This window comes from Lactiplantibacillus pingfangensis, from assembly GCF_005404945.1.
In the GTDB taxonomy this organism is placed as follows: domain Bacteria; phylum Bacillota; class Bacilli; order Lactobacillales; family Lactobacillaceae; genus Lactiplantibacillus; species Lactiplantibacillus pingfangensis.
This window is the reverse complement of sequence record NZ_BJDG01000010.1, coordinates 41,138-58,829: the sequence shown is the minus strand read 5'-3', so window position 1 is coordinate 58,829 and position 17,692 is coordinate 41,138. Positions and strand designations below refer to the sequence as shown.

The following is a 17,692-nucleotide window of genomic DNA, read 5'->3' as shown; positions in this document are numbered from 1 at the left end:
TGTCTCTTTTTTCGTAAGGAGAAAAAAATGAAATTTATCCATGCTGCGGATCTACATTTAGATACACCGTTTCAAGGGCTACAAGGCTTGCCGGCTGAGTTGCAACAGCGGTTATTACGCGCGCCGTTGGCAAGCTTAGCCCGTTTAGTGGATTTGGCACTCAATGAACAGGTTGATTTTGTGCTATTGGTCGGAGATTTATTCGATCAAGCCCAACAAAGTGTTCAGGCGCAGGCGGCCTTAATGGTGCAGTTAGAACGGCTGAATGAGGCTCAAATTCCAGTGATTTTGTCATTTGGCAATCATGATTTTCAGTCAGATGAGGCCGACTGGCATTTTCCGGCCAATGTGCACGCGTTTTGCTCTCAAGTGGAAACCGTCACGTTGACTACCGCGCAGCAAACGCGAGTGGCGATTACGGGATTTAGCTATAGTCAGCGTTGGCTCACGACCGATTTGAGCGCTCAATTTCCACTCAAGTCTCCGACCGCAGATTATCAAATCGGCATGTGGCATGGTCAGACGGGAGTCGTTGGGGATCATTATGCCCCGTTTAGTGTCACCGAATTGCTTAGTAAACATTACGATTATTGGGCGCTGGGACATATTCACCAGCGCCAGCTATTGAATCAGCAGCCACCAATCGCCTATCCAGGTAATTCCCAAGGCCGTCAACGTAACGAGACCGGTGAAAAAGGGTGTTTACTAGTCACGAGTACCGCGGATCACAAGCTAACACCAGTTTTTAAACCGTTAGCGGAAATTATTTGGCAAGATTGGCAGCCAAAATTGGTCGGTGCCTTATCACGGGCGACGTTACTAGCCCAATTAACGGATCAGCTCAATGTTGCCATGACAGCGCCGACGCAGTTAGTGACGCTCACGTTACCAGCAACTTGCGAGCTGACACCGGCCGCACAGTTAGCGCTCTCTCAAGGAACGCTACTGCGCCAGCTACAACAAGCCACCACTGGCGAAATCTGGTGGCCAGTCGCGATTCAAGTTGCGACTGAACCTAGTAAACAACCATTGAGCTTTGGGCGTGAAAGTGTGACTTGGCAGGCGGTCGGACAAACGGTGGTCACCACGGCGGAAGTGGCGACACTGGCCGACCGATTGCTAGATGAAGATTTTTTGAACCGAGCGTTGTTGGATGAGATGACGGCAACCCAGTGGCAGCAACAAGTACTAAAGTTGCTGACTGATCAGTATCAGTTGACGCAGCAAAAGGATGGTCCAGCCAATGCAGATTAGTAAAATTGAAATCGCGGGTTTTGGAAAGTTTCACCACGCAAACTTTGAGCTCGGTTCGGGATTACAGGTCATTTATGGTGTCAATGAATCCGGCAAGTCAACCTTGCGGGCGTTTATTTTGGGCATGTTATTTGGCTTTCCATCTCGCCGGCAACCACTCGCACGTTACGAACCTAAGCAAGCTGACCAGTACGGTGGGGCACTGGAAGTGATCGTTGCTGGGCAAACTTATCGCTTAACTCGCCTAGGTGATCAGGCCCCCACATTAGTTAATGTGACGACCAAACAGCCACAACCACTAGCTTTGTTAGCAAAGTGGCTAGCACCATATGATGAAACCAGTTACAAGCAATTATTCACGTTTAATCAAGCCGAATTGACGGCGTTAAAAACATTGAGTGCGACAGATTTAAATTTACAATTACAACAAGCTGGTACGGTGGGCAGCGCGGCTTGGCGCACAACAGCGCTGGATTTGCGGTCAACGGCGGATGAGTTATATAAACCACGGGGACGTAAACCAACGTTAAATCAAGCTTTGCAACGTTATCAGACGCTCAAGCAACAGGTGCAAACGGCGCAACAAAATTATCCCGAATACCAGCAGTTACAGGCAACAATTGAACAGCTAGCGGCTGAAAAGAGTCAATTGACGCGAAATTTGGCACGCTTGACGGAGCAGCAACAACAACTAGCTAACTTACGGAATCAATGGCCTGTCTATCAGCAACTGAGGCAATTAAAAGCTAGTCAGGCGAACCAGGCAAGTATTCCAGTAACAATCAGGACAAAATTCGTAGAATTAACGCAACAGCAATTGACCTTACAACAAACATTGACTAGCGCGCGCCAACAATTGACACAACAACCTGTCGATGAGGCGTCCAAGGGCGTCATTGGGTTTTACGTGGCTCATCAGGCGCAGTTTGACCACTTAGAAACCCAATTACCGCAGCTTCAGCAAAATTGGGGGCGCTATCAGGCACTAGCCGCCCAAGTCGCAGTGGCCCAAGCCAGCTATGACGATCAGTTAGCTGCACATCCCGAGTTAAGCGCGAGTTTATCTCCCAATAAACAGGCAGCAGTGGCGGCGCTACAAGCGCGTTTTAAATCAGCTGAGCACACTGAATCAAGTACGCGAACGCAACGTCAAACACCGACTCAAGGGAAACTTCGGGGTGTTGATTGGCGTTTGATTGCTGGCGGCCTTGGACTCGTTGCTGGCGTAATATTGCCATTAGGTGCCTTTAGATGGGTTCTAATGCTAGCCGGATTAGGTTTACTGGGATGGTTTGGTTGGGAACAACTTGGCACCACAGCTTCACCGACAGTTGACGCTGACTGGGTGGAACAACTGACGGCAGCGGGGTTTTCACTGTCATTAGATCGTGCTGGCGCCCAACAACAACTCACGCGATTAGTCGCATTACAACAGGCGCAAGCCACCTTAACGACTGCCCAACAACAGTTGGCCGCGCAAGCAGCGACAGTTTGGCGGGCGCTGTCTGACTATCAATTTGCGGCAGATTGGTTACCGGTTGATCAACAGCAACTCGGTGCGAGCGTGACCCGAGTGACAGAATTCTTTGAACGATTGCGACAAAAACTGCAGACGGAACGGCTTTCAGGGGCAGATTTTGCGTACACACAGCGCCAAGTTCAACAGTTGACCGCGCAAAATCACCAGTTAACTGAACAATTGCAAACCCTGGCGACCACGGCTGGTTATGCAGATACTGAGGCGTTGGCAGATGCAATAGCTGCCGAAAAGGTTGCTGCGGCCAATGCGGCTAGTTTGCCACAATTAGCGGCCCAATTGAGTGCAGCGGAATTAACGGCATTGCAACAGTATGCGTCCTTGACCGGGCTACAAGAAGCCATTACAAGTAATCGGCAGCAACTCACTGAAAGTCAGGCGCAACTGACACAACAAGCCGCTGCGTTAGTGACCGCTCAGACACAATTAGAACGACTCACCGAGGATGGCCGTTACACGGCTTTACGTCAAGAACAAGCGAATCAACAAACTGAGATCACCGTGATGGCACGGCAATGGCTGACGCGGCAACTAGGGGCGACTTGGATTGATCAGGCCTTACGTCAGCTGACAAATCAGCAATTACCGGCAATTTTGAGTCAAGCTTCGACCTATTTCGCGCAACTGACTGGACAGCGGTATAATGAAATCAAGTTAGTTGCGGATGAGCTGGTGCTAAACACGTCAACCGGAGTGACTTTTGAAATTGCTGAATTATCTACGGCGACGAAAGAGCAGCTTTACTTGGCGATTCGGCTGGCTTTAATTGGACACCTTGGGGGCCAAGCAGCGTTGCCAATTATGATTGATGACGGTTTTGTTAACTTTGATGAACAACGTCGACAAGTGGCATGGCAGTTATTAAAGACGGTTGCGGCTGACCACCAAGTGATTTATTTTACGAATGAGACCGCCGCACTGACCCAGTTACCCGCGGATGCGGTGCAGCAATTGACCTAAACAGGAGGAACGGCTGATGGCAAAAAAATTATTTGATTATCAACTTGATGAAACGGTTGATGGTTTCTTCTTATTAAAAGATTCTGAAGTGCGTGTGGCTAAGAATGGCAAAAAATTTTTAGCAATTAATTTTCAAGATACTTCCGGAGAGATTTCTGGTAAGTTTTGGGATGCCGACGATCAAGACGTTGAACACTTTCAAGCTGGCCGAATCATTCATTTAAAGGGGAAGCGTGAAATTTATCAAGGCAATCCCCAAATTAAAATACAACAAATGCGATTGACGCAGCCCGGTGAACCACAGGATGTCCAACAATTTGTGGAACATGCACCGCTTAATACTGCGGCGATGGCCGAGGAACTCAATCAATATGTCTTTGAGATTACTGAGCCTAATTGGAATCGGATCGTACGTCATTTATTGGCCCAGTTCCATGACGCTTTCTTCAGCTATCCGGCTGCTAAAAAAAATCATCATGCGTTTGCTGGCGGGCTGGCCTTTCACACCTTGTCAATTTTACGGTTGGCAAAGTCGGTGGCCAACGAATATCCGCATATTAATCGGTCGCTTTTATATGCCGGCGCGATTTTGCATGATATGGGGAAGACGATTGAAATGTCGGGACCAGTATCAACCACTTATACCTTAGCCGGCAATTTGGTTGGACATATCGTCTTGATTGATGAGCAGATTGTCAAAGCCTGTCAACAATTAAAGATTGACGATCAGGCCGAATCGGTCTTAATTTTGCGGCACATGATCTTAGCTCATCACGGCTTATTGGAGTATGGTTCGCCAGTACGGCCACACGTGATGGAAGCCGAAGTTTTACACGAATTAGATGAATTGGACGCCTCGATTCAAATGATGCAAACGTCAATTGGTCACGCGGAACCTGGAAGCTTTACAGAGCGCATCTTTGCAATGGACGGCCGTAACTTTTATCGGCCAACTCATGATGAGACCAAGGGTGAGTTGCCACAAGATTAATGATAAACACGACAAAAAAGTCATCAAAACCGATTTGGGGTTTTGATGACTTTTTTTGTCGTGCAACCTTATAGATTATAATTGACAAGCAAAAAAGCAACCGCCAATTGATGACAGTTGCTTTTTAAGTCGTACGGTTTTAGTTAGAACTTGATGAAGATGATGAGGTTGAAAGGTATGAAGATAAGATATCCTTCAAGTCCTTATCCTTGATTGAAACATTCCCACTCTTCAAGACTTTAGAAACAACGTTATGCAAGACAGTTGAATCACTCATGTCATTGTCTAAGATTTGTTTCTTCAAGTCAGCGGTATGATCTGACATCTTACCCTTACCAGGGTTCTTGATCATGCGAATGATTTCGTAACCATCAGTTGTCTTAACTGCAGAAGTGGTGTATTCACCATTCTTTAGCTTGAAGGCAGCGGTCAAGAACTTAGATGAGTAGCTGGTGTTAGTGTTATCAAAGGCTGATAACTTACCGCCACTATTCTTAGTGTTGGAATCAGTTGAATACTTCTTAGCTAATTTAGTGAAGTTGGCTTCGCTAGAATCCTTCTTCAATTCGCTTAAGACCGTATCAGCAGTATCGCTCTTAGCAACTAAGATGTGTTGAACGGTAACTTTAGGTTCGTAAGACTTCCATTGCTTCTTCAAAGCAGCATTGGTGATCTTAGCCTTGTCTTTAACGGCTTCCTTTAATAACAAGTTTGAACGAATTTGTTCCTTAAAGGTTTTGGTCGTCAAACCGTTTTGTGATAAGACGGTTGAGAATGAAGTCCCATATTGGGATTTGTAAGTATTGTATTGCTTAGTTACTGCCTTATCTGAAACTTTCTTACCGTAGTCTTTTTCAAGCACTTTGTTTAAAATCATTTGTTGTAAGACTTGCTTACCAGATGAAGTGCCTTTCATACTACTGTAATATTCGCTTTCGGTGACCTTACCACCAGAAGTCGACGCAACTGTCTTGCTGCCACAACCAGCCAAGGTGAATACCATTAACACGCCGGCGAGCGCAATAAGCCATTTTTTCATTCCTATAACACATCCCATTCTTGAAATAGTTCTGCTCTAGCAGACTTACCAGACTACTATACCATAACTCCGTTAGCTTCTGCAGGGTGATGGAAATCTTTACAAAATTTTCAGACAATTCACACGGTCTTCATAAAATCTACCATAGTACTCGGTCAATGTTAATGAAAGCGGAATGTAAAGTTAGCAAACAAAAAATCGTTGCGCCAGTTCACAGCGCAACGATTGTCCGTTAGTCTTTAGGTGCGAGGTCATCCAAGGTTTTTTGTAGATGATCGGCATGTTTTTGCATAATGGCCAAATGTGGTTCTAATTTAAACTGAAACTTATCAACTTCAGTGGAAATATCAGTCAATACTTCACCAGCATGAGCCATTTGAACGCCTAAATCCGATGAGGCATCCGTGAAGTCCTCGCGCGCTGATTGTAAATGATCGGCGGCATCCAGAACGTCTTGAACATAATCTTTCACGTCCGTGTAAACGTCCTTAGGGGTTTTACGGTTGATCAACATGTACGCAGCCAAGCTTAGGCCGAGGCCAGCCATGCTACGCCGGAAAAATTTTGCCATATGAACACGCTCCTAATCGTTAAGTTGTGCCTTGATGGCATTTTGAAGCCGAGTGTAATCGGTCTCGTCATATTTCTTCGTGTTATCTTTAAAAATCATGCGGAAATCATCTTTGTCGCTGTAGCGTGGAATTAAATGAAAATGGGAGTGGAAAACGGATTGATAGGCGACCGCACCATTATTATTGACCACGTTCATGCCGATGATTTTGTCATCAGAAGCTTTGATTGCCCGGGCGATTTTTGGAATTCGTGCAAAGACCGCGCTGGCAAGATCACTATCATAAGCAAATAAGTCTGGCACGTGAGTCTTGGGGATGACTAACGTGTGTCCAGGCGTGCCTTGTGAGATGTCCAGAAAGGCTTTGACCATATCATCTTCATAAATCGTGTAACTTGGGATGTCACCCTTAATAATTTTGCAGAAAATACAATCGTCATCGAGTATTGGTTCAAAAGCTGCCATAGGATAACCTTCTTTTCTAAAATTTAGTTCTATTATACACTAACCAATTTGAAAATGAGGGCGCTTTAATTTAAGCTACGACACCAGAGGGCTATGCTATAATAGATTTCACTTAATCCATACAGAAAGAGGTTAGATTAATGGCATTAACGGTCAGCCATTTAGTTGGTGGGTATTCTCAAATTCCCGTTTTGAAAGATATTAGTTTTGAAGTGGCACCGGGTGAGCTGGTTGGGTTGATTGGCTTGAACGGTGCCGGAAAATCAACCACAATTAATCATATCATTGGGTTGTTGACGCCGATGAAAGGCACCATCACGTTAAATGGCGTGACGCTGGCGACTGATGCGCAAACGTATAAGCAACAGTTAGCCTATATTCCAGAAACACCGGTATTATATGAAGAATTAACTTTAAAAGAACATTTAGAAATGACGATGCTGGCTTATGGCTTGGATCAGAAGCAGGCTTGGGAGCGGGCACATCACTTATTGACACTTTTTCGTTTAGATAATAAATTAGACTGGTTTCCAGCTAATTTTTCTAAAGGGATGAAACAGAAAGTCATGATTGTCTGTGCGTTTATCACTAACGCAAAGTTATATATCATTGATGAACCCTTTTTAGGACTTGATCCGTTAGCGGTTCACGACTTATTACAGTTGATTGGTGAAGTGAAACAAGCTGGCGCGTCAGTTTTGATGTCGACCCACGTGTTGGATACGGCGGAAAAGTTTTGTGATCGGTTTGTCTTATTACATTCAGGTGAGATTCAGACACAGGGGACCTTTGACGAAATCAAGGCCAACTATCCAGATGCTGGGGAGTCCTTGAATGATATTTATCTTAGCTTGACTGGAGTGACCCGCGATGAATGAACTGTATCAAAAGCGGTTGTCACGGCATTTGCGCCAAATGTTGCGCTACTTGCGACTCGTTTTCAATGATCATTTTGTGATCGCATTGATGTTTTTCGTGGGTGGCTTGGGTTTAGCATATTCAAGTTGGTTAAAGACGGTGACACCGCGAGACAGTTGGATTGTGGTGATTGTCGGCCTAATTTTATGGCTCGGCTTAGGTATTGGCCGAGTCGCAACTTTGCTTGAACCGGCCGACGTGGTGTTCTTATTGCCACGTGAATATGATTTGCATGGCTACTTAGTGAAGGCTTGGCGTTACAGCTGGTGGTTAGCACAGGCGGTACAAGTCGTGCTAGTAGGCTTAACTGTCCCGGTTCTCATGTTGGTTGATCGGTTGTCGGGGTTAAGCTTACTGGCGTTGTTGCTCACACAACTGGCATTAAAAGACAGCCAGTTAACCGGTTACGTGACCCGTTTGTATCGGTTGACTCACTCACAACAACGCTGGTCACAACTGGGAAACTGGGGGGGAGCGCTATTTATTTTAGCCCTGAGTTTAAGGGTTTCCCCATGGCTAGGGTTGGTGCTTGCGCTAGCATTAGTGGCCGGACAACGGCTGTGGCATGCGCGGGTTTGGCCGACAACGGTGATTGCATGGCGTGATGACATTCAGCTCGAAGCGAATCGGATGCTTGGCATTTACCGCTTCTTCAATCTATTTACGGATGTGCCAATGGTTCAAGGAACCGTTAAACGGCGCCGTTACCTGGACTGGGCCTTTCACTGGGTTCCGAGAGATCAACAACATGCATTTAATTATTTATTCGCGCGCGGCATGGTTCGTGGCACCGAATTTAGTGGCTTAGTGACGCGGCTAACGATTATTGGGGCGATATTGTTATATTTTATCGGCCATGGTTGGTTAGCAATCGCCTTAGACGTTATTTTCATCTATTTAATTGGGTTCCAATTGTTGCCGTTTTATAAACGATACGATAATATTGTGTTTACGCACATTTATCCGATCGACTTAAAACAACGGTTTAGAAACTTTCAACGGTTATTGACCATCATTTTAAGTTTGACCGGTGTGGTGTTCTTAATTGCCTTTTGGCTAAGCAACGCATCGTTAGTTCAAGTTGGCATTTTAGTGCTTGCAAACGTGATTGAAATCTATCTCTTAGTTGCTTGGTATGCCAAGCTGAGATTAGCATAAAACGTTGTTGGCACAAGACTTAAAAAGGACTTGACGTGACCGAGTTTGGTCTTTAGAATGTGATTGTTAAGTGAATTAAAGTGAAGCCAGTTAAACAATTATTTTTTGAGAGGAGTGGGGTTGATGGATTTCGAACTTGATGACGGCTGGGATGTCTATCCGATTTATGGCAATACCGATAAGGCCTTCATGGGCAAAAAGAATCAACAACGATTGTTTTTGAAACGAAACGCGTCACCGTTTCTAGCGGCGCTTTCGATGGAAGAAATTACCCCGCGGTTAATCTGGACAAAACGAATCTCGAGTGGCGATACTTTAACCGCTCAAGAATGGCTCAATGGTCAAACTTTAATGAAGCAACAAATGCGGCTGCCTGAAGTGGCGCATTTATTGGCACGTGTGCACAATTCCAAGTTGCTTCATCGAATGTTAACTAAGGTCGGCGGTCAAGTAGTGCGACCACATGACTTTATTCGGCAGTATTTGAGTGAATTACCAGATGACTTGCGGCACCATCCACTGATGGCGGATGTTTTAGAAGGCTTAAAGGGGTCATTACCGACCTTGCCAGTGGCGGATTACCGTGTGTGTCACGGTGACTTAAATCACAAGAATTGGTTATTATCCGACCATCGCCAGCTTTACTTGGTGGATTGGGATTCAGCGCGCTTTGCTGACCCCGCGTCTGATATTAGCATGTTACTTTGTGAGTATGTACCGCTGGATGCTTGGCAGGCTTGGTTTACCGAGTATGGTGAGACCATGACCGCGGCGCTGCAAAAGCGCGTCATTTGGTATGCGAAGATCAATTTATTATTGAATATCAAAGATAATTATTATCGCAATCAATATCATAAAATGAATCATGAGATTATTTTCTTAGAGGAATTGTCTCAGTATCAATTGTGTTAATTAGAAATTAAGACTGGTAGCTGCGAGTCCCGAGCGGAATTCGCAGCTATTTTATTGAGATGAAGAAATTTAGAGGAGTTATTTAAACTATGCGTGTACGAAATAAGCCTTGGGCGCCCAAATTAATTGACGCTCATCCAGAATTGATTACAGAGACGCCAACCGATTTTCGTGGCAAATGGCAGAGCCGTTTTAAGGCCGTTCAGCCGTTGCAGATTGAAGTTGGGAGTGGGAAGGGCCAATTCATCATTGAAATGGCTAAACGCCACCCAGAAATCAATTATATCGCCATTGAGATTCAAACTTCGGTGATTGCCGTGATTTTAAAGAAGTTAGTTGATGAGCCATTGCCTAATTTACAATTGGCGCATGCCGATGGTCAGGCAGTGACTGCCTTTTTTGAACCGAATGAAATTGATCGGCTTTACTTAAACTTTTCGGACCCGTGGCCTAAGAGCCGGCACGCTAAACGGCGCTTAACGTATAAAACTTTCTTGGCCAGCTATGCCGAAGTTGTCAAGCCAAACGGTCAAATTGAATTCAAGACCGATAACCGGGGACTGTTTGAATTTTCACTCACGAGCATGAATAATTTTGGTATGCAATTTGAACAAGTTTGGCTGGATTTACATGCGGTAGTCACACCGGAAGAAAATGTTGAAACCGAATATGAACAAAAATTTAGTCAATTTGGCCCAATTTATAAGATCATTGCGACTTTTCCAGTTGCACCAGTAAAAGACTAAGCGACCAAAGTAGGCTTTTTAACGTTAGTTTGATGACGTTGAAAGGTCTATTTCTTTGAAATCACTCAAACAAAGCTAAAAATATCGTAAAAATCGGCTTTTTAAACTGAAAGACAGCGCTTTCAGTGAACTTGTGATAACGTTAGTTTCAAATGTCAGAAGGGGTCGATTAAATGAAATATACACAATTAGGCAAAACTGGGATGCGCGTGAGCCGCTTGGTTTTAGGGACAATGAATTTTGGGACGCGAATCGATGAAGCAACGTCGGATGCGATCATGGATCGTGCATTGGAACTTGGCATCAACTTTTTTGATACAGCCAATCAATACGGCGGCAGTCATCATGGGTTGACCGAAGAAATTATTGGTCGCTGGTTTGTGCAAGGTAATCAGCGGCGTGAAAAGGTCGTTTTGGCGACTAAATTTTATAATGAAATGGCTAACGCGGTCGATGGTCCTAATGATGCCGCGGGCGTGTCAGCGTATAAATTGTATCGTAGTTTGGATGCGTCACTTGCTCGGCTTCAAACTGATCACGTTGAGTTATATCAAATGCATCACATTGATCATACGGCTAATTGGGATGAACTTTTTCAAGCCTACGAAACGGTTATGGCGCAAGGCAAGGTTTATTATGCCGGTTCAAGTAATTTTGGTGCGCGCCATTTAGCATTCGCGGCGGCAGCAGCCGAAAAACGGCATTTCTTAGGCTTGGTCAGTGAGCAACATCTGTATAATCTGACACAGCGGTTGCCTGAGTTGGAATTGTTGCCAACTGCGCGAGATTTAAACATGGGTGTGCTTGTCTGGAGTCCGTTGGCGAGTGGCTTGTTGGCAGAAGATGCGCTGACAGTCAAAACGGGCCGCCGGGCACAAAAAGCGGCCAAGCTATCGAATGCGCAACGCCAACAAATTGAAGCGTATGAGGCCTTGTGTCAATCAATTGGTGAATCACCATCAACGGTGGCTTTGGCATGGGTGCTGCATAATCCCGCGATTACTGCGCCAATCGTAGGGCCAAGTAGTGTCCAACAATTAGACGAGGCCGTCCATGCGGTTGAGCTGGAATTATCACCGGCCACGCTTGCCAAATTGGATGAGATTTTTCCAGGCCCAGGCGGTGCTGCACCAGAAGCTTATGCTTGGTAAAAGGATAAAAAAATTGTTCACGCCATTTTTCTGGTGTGAACAATTTTTTTTAAAGTCGATAAATATCTAAAATACTACCCGTATTCGCATCAGCCAAAAATTCGTATTGAACGAGTTGACCATCTTCGTAACGTGTAATGCCGCCATAATAGACATCAGTTCGTAAAGCGAACTTCTGTAATGGAGCTTTTTTCATTTCAATCCAAGAGCCTTCAATGGGCGCTTCCTTTAAGAATGCGCGTTTGACTTGGTTTAAGATCTGATTGGGTGTTGGTCGGCGCAAACGCTTCAATAGCCCGCCAACGGAAAATCCACCAGCGAGACCGGCCATCCCAACAGCTAATAAGCCGCCGTACTGTAATTGTTTATTCATGTTGCGTGCTCCTTTCGACCAACTCAACGTGGGATTTTTTTGTTCAAAGTTAGTATACCAATGATTGACGATAAAACAAATAAAAGTCATAACGTTCTTTTAAAACATTTAGTTATCTGACTTGAAGGTGGGGCTTGGAAAAAGTTCCCACAGAAAATCCCACAGCTGATTAAAGTTCGGCAATTTTTTCGGCAAGTTCGCGATTATTCCTTTTGATAGCGTGCGTATGTCGTAAAGGGCGTCACCCGGTTCAATGCCTGCTCGGCTTTATGGTGCCGCCAATTCTGTCTGATAGTCCTGCTGCTTTTCATGCCGGTTGCCCACTAAATTATCGTAATTGAATCGAAAAGCGTACAAGATGTCATTTTGAATCATAAAAGAAAATATTATTGTATTTGTTTTAGCAAGTTTTATAAATACTGGTTCCTTAGAAAATTGTACGGCAGCGTCAATTTGAGCAAGAACTCACCGGCAGTGCCTTATTGCGGCATTATTATATTTATAAAAGGGTGCAGTTAACCCGATGTATGTGCAGACACATTTCAAACTCTGGCGGGTCTGAATGCTTTTTAACTACTGAGCAAATATGATTGACCGTATGGACTGTTGTACGTTAAAATAACGTTAAGATAACTTGAGAAGGAATAACACTGGGTCCCAAAATGGGGTAGGTACTTTGGTACTGAGCAGTCCTATGTGCCTGGGGTTATCTTTTTTTATTTCTTCGATTTTAAACTTTTAACGAATATTACAGGATTCTTTTCAATCTGTCTGACGATAAATTCGACAAATTGTTGAGAGTAAGTATAGCTATGCTGCTTGCCAATAACGTGCTGATAAGCATACTTGGTATTCTGTTTGATATTATAAAAATCAATGACTAAGTTTAATACATACTGATTGAATCCGGATGAATAATCTAATTTTAACTTCTTTTTTGCCAGACGGTTTTGAACCGCTTTGATTACGTTATTATATGAATATTTATGGGTATCGGAGGGGTCTTTCAAGTCTTTAATAAAGGCAACCCCATTATCCGAGGAACGATCTATTCTGACTGTAAAGTCCGCGTCATCTTTTTTCTTAGTAATATATAGATTTTGTTTGATAGTTATAGCGAAACGATCGGAAGCATATTCTTGACTGAGCACGTCAATTTCATTTGCTTTTGCGATAAACTTTTCGGCGATTTCTGGTGGGTACTTTAATTGAATTTGTTCGTTAGATAGTGGCTCATAACTGGCTGAAACTGTTAAGAAATTTTGTGGAATATAGTCGGTCATGTCGACTGAATGAAATTTATTAATTTCGGTTACAAAATTTAAAACACATGCTTGAAATAACGGTGCATACTTAACTTCATAGTCCTCGGTAATATAATGTGTGCTGATATTTCTAAGATCAATAATCTTTTCCAGGTTCAAACGAATTCGGGTGTTTTTATCCGTATATATTTTTGCGATGACATTAGATATACTAAGCGTTCTATCCGGGTCGTCTTTGTAATAGATATTTTTACCTCGATTTAATAATTCTGCCTTTAGCATCAGTTCCCAAGCATTAATTGCAAAAAATGAAAAACCTTCAATTCGATAGCGAATAGTTGGTTTGTTATAAATTTCAATTCCCATGACAAATGCTTCGATACTTTTCTTCACCAAACGATTTGATAAATTTTCCATTTGCTTACATCCTTTCCTTAGTGTAATTTTATTGGCATTACAAACTCAGGCGGGGAGCAGGAGTTGCGCTATTGAATGAACTTGTCTTGTTCTTTGATTTCACCTAGCCATGCGATTAGATTTTGCCATCGCCTTATTTTGAGATAGGGCGGCGGCTTTTTTCTTTTTAGCGACAAGTGTCAGTGATGCTAATAAGACAATTCCGATGGCCCATCCTTTTTTCATTACTAGTTCGCCAAAATAAATGACTTCTTAAACAATTACATCAAAAGCGAAATTCTTTTAACAAGCGGTCACAATATGGATGAACAGTTTTGGTGATTTCACGATTGGGCTTCAAATTGATTTTGCGATAACTTTAGAGAGGTCTAGCATTTGTTGCATTTTTTTCTTGGTTCAAACTAAGTGCAACGAGTGATTAATATCGACCCGTTTTTTGGGAAACTGTGAGCTTAGTTACATTTCAATTATCAGGAGCGAGTGATGTTACAACCGATTTCTGTATTAGTTGGGACAATAAATTTTATAACCTTGATAAATCAACGATTAGACCAGTTGTGGTATCCTATTATTGTGTGTCAAAAGAAAACAATAAAAGTCATAATTAATCAGTAAGAATCATCAGAAATAGGCTATAATGTTTAATTGAACGCTTAGAATGAGAGTAAAGGGGTTTCAAATGTTAATTACAAGTTATAATCCAACCGAATTAGGCGATACATTGATCGCTATTTTACGACCAGACACTGCTGACCAGAAAATAGAAACACATCAAAATGTCACGCGAATTAGTGACACGGCAACCGGTGAAACGCTCGGTTACAACTTTTTTGAAGTTTCGAAGACCCTTGGAAAATTAGATGTTAATGGTCAGGTCCACTTAACTGCTGACCAAGTCGACCAATTAAATAAATTATTAACGGCCACAAATTTTGAACCGGATTTAGTTTTAGATATTGCCGACAAGTTTGTTGTTGGTTATGTTGAAAGTGCCGACCCACATCCCAAGTCGGATCATTTATTAGTGACTAAGACTAAAGTAGGGGAGGGCGAAACGTTACAAATCGTCAGTGGTTCACCTAACATGCAAGCAGACATTTTGGTAGTTGTCGCCAAAGTTGGTGCCATGATGCCAGATGGTCTGATTATCTGGCCAGGCGAACTACGTGGCGTTGAAAGTGATGGCATGATCGTTTCTGGTCGCGAATTACACTTACCACAGGCACCACAACGTCCCGGGGCACTAATTTTACCTGCTGATTTTCAAAAGGTTGGCGATGCGTTTGATTTCGACCGGGCACAAGGATTATTTACTGATTAAGCTAGTGCACACTAAAAATAGGATGATTGAAAATGAACCATTATGATGGGCCGGCGTTTTACCGGAAATATCGAGATTACATCACTAAAGAACCGACATCCGCCGCGACCAGCCAGGTAGCTCCTGCACAGTCACAACCGGCATCGGCGGCAGCGTCATCAGCACCGCGCTCAGCTGCGGCGGCTTATTCAGCTGTGTCTCCAAAACGGCAAGTGGCGAGTGCGGCAGCAACGTCAGCAGAACCTTTTAATGGCGTCACCCATGGCGACTTTCATCCGACCCACATTCCAGCTCAACTGACGCGATCTAAGGCTGCGGTAGGGGTGGCTATGCAATCCGATGAAACGGATTACTTAGAAGTTGAAACCAGCTTGTATAAGCCAATTGACTCGTACTTCTTATTTACAACGGCTGACGGCAATGAAGCTGCTGATTCTGAAACGGCTGAAATTGCTGCGGTTGCAGTGCCAGTTAGCATGACAGCAACCGTGGTCTTTCAGCCGTCAGTACCGACGCGGGTTGAACCAGAAGTCGTGGTGGCCTCAGCGCCAACTGTAGTTTTTGAACCAACTAGTGTTGCTGAAGAACAGCCGTCGGAAGCCGCAGCGTCAAGTGACACTGACGCGACTGAATCGAGCGCTACAACCGTGGTTGCCCCGACTAGTCAATCAGTCACAAGCCAAGCGGAATCTGATGCCGCACAGTCGGCAGCTGTTGAGTTAGCAAGTCTTACAGCCACACCAGAGTCTACGGCTGCGGATGAGACTCCCGAGTCGGCCCTGAAACCAAGTCATGGTCTTGGGCTCTCATTAGATGCAATTATGACTGAGGAACACAATGCACAAGCAGAGTTGGCGCTATTCAAAGAAAAAGCCTCAGATGAAGCGGAAGTTAATAGTGCCGGTGACGAGCCATCTTCACACGCAGCGGCGGATGAGTCGCGTACTGATGATGACGATGAACTTTATCAGCCCGTTGGGGTTCGGCCACGTTCTGAAGCGACACCGCAACCAACCAGTACCGCAACGACCAGTTTGGCATCAGTCCAATCGACTACCGCGCAGTCAGCGCCAGCTAGTGATCAACCTACCGAGGCTGAACCAACTTCGGCTGTTCATTCGGGAACATCTGCAGCCCCAGTGCTAGCGGATAAAGCATTGGCTGAGTATCATTTGCCACCGCTGGACTTGTTAAAAGCGCCAGTAATTCCTGATGAGTCTGAGATGGATGACTGGATTGAAAGTAAGGCCAGCGCGTTAGACGAGTCGCTGGATGCTTTTGGTGTCAACGCAAACGTTGTTGATTGGACAGTTGGTCCGACAGTGACGCAATTTCAAGTGAAGCTCGAACGTGGGGTTAAGGTCAGCAAAATCACGAATTTAAACGATGATTTGAAGTTGGCCTTAGCCGCTAAAGATATTCGAATTGAAGCCCCAATTCCTGGCCGTAATACGGTCGGGATTGAAATTCCAAATAAGACCTCACGACCAGTCATGTTGTCAGAAGTCTTGAATTCGCAAAAGTTCAAAGATAGTCAGTCGCCACTAACCGTTGCGCTAGGGGTCGATTTATTTGGTCAACCGCAAGTGACTGATTTGCGGAAGATGCCACATGGTCTGATTGCTGGGGCAACTGGTTCTGGTAAATCGGTGTTCATCAACAGTATCTTGGTTTCACTGTTATACAAAGCGAATCCACAAGAAGTGAAGTTGTTGTTGATTGATCCAAAAGCGGTGGAACTAGCACCATACGATAAAGTGCCACACTTATTGGCACCCGTGATCTCTGAACCTAAGGCCGCTTCGGCTGCATTGAAGTGGGTCGTGGACGAGATGGATAATCGCTATGAAAAATTAGCGGCTGGTGGTGCCCGTAACATTGAGCAATTTAATGCGATGGCAGTCGAACATCATGAAGATGGGCTGAAAATGCCGTATATCGTCATTGTGATCGACGAGTTGGCTGATTTGATGATGGTGGCTTCCAGTGAAGTTCAGGATTACATTGCCCGAATTACGCAAAAGGCGCGCGCGGCTGGGATTCATTTGTTAGTTGCCACGCAACGACCAAGTGTCGACGTGGTCACCGGACTCATCAAAAATAACATCCCGACTCGAATTGCGTTCATGGTTGCGAGTCAAATTGATTCACGCACCATTCTGGATACGAGTGGCGCCGAACGATTGCTCGGTCGTGGGGATATGTTATATCTTGGTAACGGCCAGAGTACGCCGATTCGACTACAAGGGACTTATGTTGAGAGTGAAATTGATGCGATTGCTCAGTTTGTTCGTGATCAAGCCGCGCCACATTATGAGTTTCAACCGGATCGTTTAGTGAAGCATGAAGAAGCGGCGCGCAATCAAGATGAGTTGATGCCGGAGGTCTTAGCCTATTTAGCAGATGAAGACACTGTTTCAACCTCGAAGCTGCAACGGACTTTCTCGGTGGGTTATAACCGGGCAGCCAATCTGATCGACGATTTAGAACAACGCAACTATGTTTCACCGGCGAAGGGATCAAAGCCACGCGATGTTTATTTTACGGCAGAAGATTTAACTAAATTACAAGCTAATTCATAACTAAAAATTAACGGTTCACCACTTAATTGATG

16 protein-coding genes are annotated in these 17,692 nt (G+C 44.4%); 10 read left to right on the top strand and 6 right to left on the bottom strand.

Features of this window, described 5'->3' with window-relative positions; all coding sequences use genetic code 11:
- Positions 1 to 27: 27 nt before the first annotated feature.
- Genes FFM74_RS06250 through FFM74_RS06240 form a run of 3 tightly spaced genes read left to right on the top strand, consistent with a single transcriptional unit; the run spans position 28 to position 4,742 of the window.
- Complete coding sequence (locus tag FFM74_RS06250) at positions 28 to 1,254, top strand: metallophosphoesterase family protein (protein WP_137625773.1); 1,227 nt, start codon at positions 28 to 30, stop codon at positions 1,252 to 1,254.
- Positions 1,244 to 3,751 (top strand): ATP-binding protein, encoded by a 2,508-nt coding sequence (locus FFM74_RS06245; RefSeq protein ID WP_137625772.1) that lies wholly within the window; start codon positions 1,244 to 1,246, stop codon positions 3,749 to 3,751. The genes FFM74_RS06250 and FFM74_RS06245 overlap by 11 nt, the downstream gene beginning before the upstream one ends.
- 16 nt (positions 3,752 to 3,767) lie before the next feature.
- Entirely contained in the window at positions 3,768 to 4,742 is a 975-nt protein-coding gene (locus FFM74_RS06240) for a 3'-5' exoribonuclease YhaM family protein (protein WP_137625771.1), read from the top strand.
- Positions 4,743 to 4,881: 139 nt separating this feature from the next.
- Here the strand turns inward: FFM74_RS06240 and FFM74_RS06235 are convergent, their stop codons facing one another.
- The 3 genes from FFM74_RS06235 to FFM74_RS06225 all read right to left on the bottom strand — a co-directional run bounded on the left by FFM74_RS06235 (position 4,882) and on the right by FFM74_RS06225 (position 6,817).
- Positions 4,882 to 5,781, bottom strand: a complete 900-nt coding sequence (locus FFM74_RS06235; RefSeq protein ID WP_137625770.1) for a peptidylprolyl isomerase PrsA — start codon at positions 5,779 to 5,781, stop codon at positions 4,882 to 4,884.
- Positions 5,782 to 6,013: 232 nt separating this feature from the next.
- Positions 6,014 to 6,352, bottom strand: coding sequence for a hypothetical protein (locus FFM74_RS06230; protein ID WP_137625769.1), 339 nt, complete (start codon positions 6,350 to 6,352; stop codon positions 6,014 to 6,016).
- Between the two features lie 12 nt (positions 6,353 to 6,364).
- Positions 6,365 to 6,817, bottom strand: coding sequence for an HIT family protein (locus FFM74_RS06225; RefSeq protein ID WP_137625768.1), 453 nt, complete (start codon positions 6,815 to 6,817; stop codon positions 6,365 to 6,367).
- 140 nt (positions 6,818 to 6,957) lie between these two features.
- Between FFM74_RS06225 and FFM74_RS06220 the strand changes: the two genes are divergently transcribed.
- The 5 genes from FFM74_RS06220 (at position 6,958) to FFM74_RS06200 (ending at position 11,702) form a co-directional block, all read left to right on the top strand.
- Positions 6,958 to 7,695, top strand: coding sequence for an ABC transporter ATP-binding protein (locus FFM74_RS06220; protein WP_137625767.1), 738 nt, complete (start codon positions 6,958 to 6,960; stop codon positions 7,693 to 7,695).
- Entirely contained in the window at positions 7,688 to 8,893 is a 1,206-nt protein-coding gene (locus FFM74_RS06215) for an ABC transporter permease (RefSeq protein WP_137625766.1), read from the top strand. The genes FFM74_RS06220 and FFM74_RS06215 overlap by 8 nt, the downstream gene beginning before the upstream one ends.
- Positions 8,894 to 9,016: 123 nt before the next feature.
- The gene (locus tag FFM74_RS06210) at positions 9,017 to 9,805 is read left to right on the top strand and encodes a phosphotransferase family protein (protein ID WP_137625765.1); all 789 of its coding nucleotides are present in this window, start codon (positions 9,017 to 9,019) and stop codon (positions 9,803 to 9,805) included.
- A gap of 89 nt (positions 9,806 to 9,894) precedes the next feature.
- Positions 9,895 to 10,551, top strand: coding sequence for a tRNA (guanosine(46)-N7)-methyltransferase TrmB (gene trmB, locus FFM74_RS06205; protein ID WP_137625764.1), 657 nt, complete (start codon positions 9,895 to 9,897; stop codon positions 10,549 to 10,551).
- Between the two features lie 173 nt (positions 10,552 to 10,724).
- Positions 10,725 to 11,702: an aldo/keto reductase gene (locus FFM74_RS06200; RefSeq protein WP_137625763.1), complete on the top strand. Its 978-nt coding sequence runs from the start codon at positions 10,725 to 10,727 to the stop codon at positions 11,700 to 11,702.
- Between the two features lie 49 nt (positions 11,703 to 11,751).
- Here the strand turns inward: FFM74_RS06200 and FFM74_RS06195 are convergent, their stop codons facing one another.
- The 3 genes from FFM74_RS06195 to FFM74_RS13835 all read right to left on the bottom strand — a co-directional run bounded on the left by FFM74_RS06195 (position 11,752) and on the right by FFM74_RS13835 (position 13,982).
- Entirely contained in the window at positions 11,752 to 12,075 is a 324-nt protein-coding gene (locus tag FFM74_RS06195; protein ID WP_137607406.1) for a PepSY domain-containing protein, read from the bottom strand.
- Between the two features lie 716 nt (positions 12,076 to 12,791).
- Positions 12,792 to 13,757 carry a DUF3644 domain-containing protein gene (locus tag FFM74_RS06190; protein WP_137625762.1) on the bottom strand — a complete coding sequence of 322 codons (966 nt, stop codon included), beginning with the start codon at positions 13,755 to 13,757 and terminating at the stop codon, positions 12,792 to 12,794.
- A 99-nt stretch (positions 13,758 to 13,856) separates the two neighbouring features.
- Positions 13,857 to 13,982, bottom strand: a complete 126-nt coding sequence (locus tag FFM74_RS13835) for a hypothetical protein (protein ID WP_263405150.1) — start codon at positions 13,980 to 13,982, stop codon at positions 13,857 to 13,859.
- A 454-nt stretch (positions 13,983 to 14,436) separates the two neighbouring features.
- Between FFM74_RS13835 and ytpR the strand changes: the two genes are divergently transcribed.
- Both ytpR and FFM74_RS06180 read left to right on the top strand, forming a co-directional pair.
- Positions 14,437 to 15,078 carry a YtpR family tRNA-binding protein gene (ytpR, locus tag FFM74_RS06185; RefSeq protein ID WP_137625761.1) on the top strand — a complete coding sequence of 214 codons (642 nt, stop codon included), beginning with the start codon at positions 14,437 to 14,439 and terminating at the stop codon, positions 15,076 to 15,078.
- Positions 15,079 to 15,110: 32 nt separating this feature from the next.
- On the top strand, positions 15,111 to 17,660 hold the full coding sequence (locus tag FFM74_RS06180; RefSeq protein WP_137625760.1) for a DNA translocase FtsK: 2,550 nt from the start codon (positions 15,111 to 15,113) through the stop codon (positions 17,658 to 17,660).
- The last annotated feature ends 32 nt before the right edge of the window (positions 17,661 to 17,692 follow it).

Bases quoted from the DNA above. Each gene is read 5' to 3' on its own strand.
- FFM74_RS06220 (WP_137625767.1), top strand. From the start codon at position 6,958: ATGGCATTAACGGTCAGCCATTTAGTTGGTGGGTATTCTCAAATTCCC.
- FFM74_RS06225 (WP_137625768.1), bottom strand. From the start codon at position 6,817: ATGGCAGCTTTTGAACCAATACTCGATGACGATTGTATTTTCTGCAAA.
- FFM74_RS06215 (WP_137625766.1), top strand. From the start codon at position 7,688: ATGAATGAACTGTATCAAAAGCGGTTGTCACGGCATTTGCGCCAAATG.
- FFM74_RS06180 (WP_137625760.1), top strand. From the start codon at position 15,111: ATGAACCATTATGATGGGCCGGCGTTTTACCGGAAATATCGAGATTAC.
- FFM74_RS06210 (WP_137625765.1), top strand. From the start codon at position 9,017: ATGGATTTCGAACTTGATGACGGCTGGGATGTCTATCCGATTTATGGC.
- trmB (WP_137625764.1), top strand. From the start codon at position 9,895: ATGCGTGTACGAAATAAGCCTTGGGCGCCCAAATTAATTGACGCTCAT.
- FFM74_RS06245 (WP_137625772.1), top strand. From the start codon at position 1,244: ATGCAGATTAGTAAAATTGAAATCGCGGGTTTTGGAAAGTTTCACCAC.
- FFM74_RS06195 (WP_137607406.1), bottom strand. From the start codon at position 12,075: ATGAATAAACAATTACAGTACGGCGGCTTATTAGCTGTTGGGATGGCC.
- FFM74_RS06230 (WP_137625769.1), bottom strand. From the start codon at position 6,352: ATGGCAAAATTTTTCCGGCGTAGCATGGCTGGCCTCGGCCTAAGCTTG.
- FFM74_RS06200 (WP_137625763.1), top strand. From the start codon at position 10,725: ATGAAATATACACAATTAGGCAAAACTGGGATGCGCGTGAGCCGCTTG.
- FFM74_RS06190 (WP_137625762.1), bottom strand. From the start codon at position 13,757: ATGGAAAATTTATCAAATCGTTTGGTGAAGAAAAGTATCGAAGCATTT.
- ytpR (WP_137625761.1), top strand. From the start codon at position 14,437: ATGTTAATTACAAGTTATAATCCAACCGAATTAGGCGATACATTGATC.
- FFM74_RS13835 (WP_263405150.1), bottom strand. From the start codon at position 13,982: ATGAAAAAAGGATGGGCCATCGGAATTGTCTTATTAGCATCACTGACA.
- FFM74_RS06235 (WP_137625770.1), bottom strand. From the start codon at position 5,781: ATGAAAAAATGGCTTATTGCGCTCGCCGGCGTGTTAATGGTATTCACC.
- FFM74_RS06250 (WP_137625773.1), top strand. From the start codon at position 28: ATGAAATTTATCCATGCTGCGGATCTACATTTAGATACACCGTTTCAA.
- FFM74_RS06240 (WP_137625771.1), top strand. From the start codon at position 3,768: ATGGCAAAAAAATTATTTGATTATCAACTTGATGAAACGGTTGATGGT.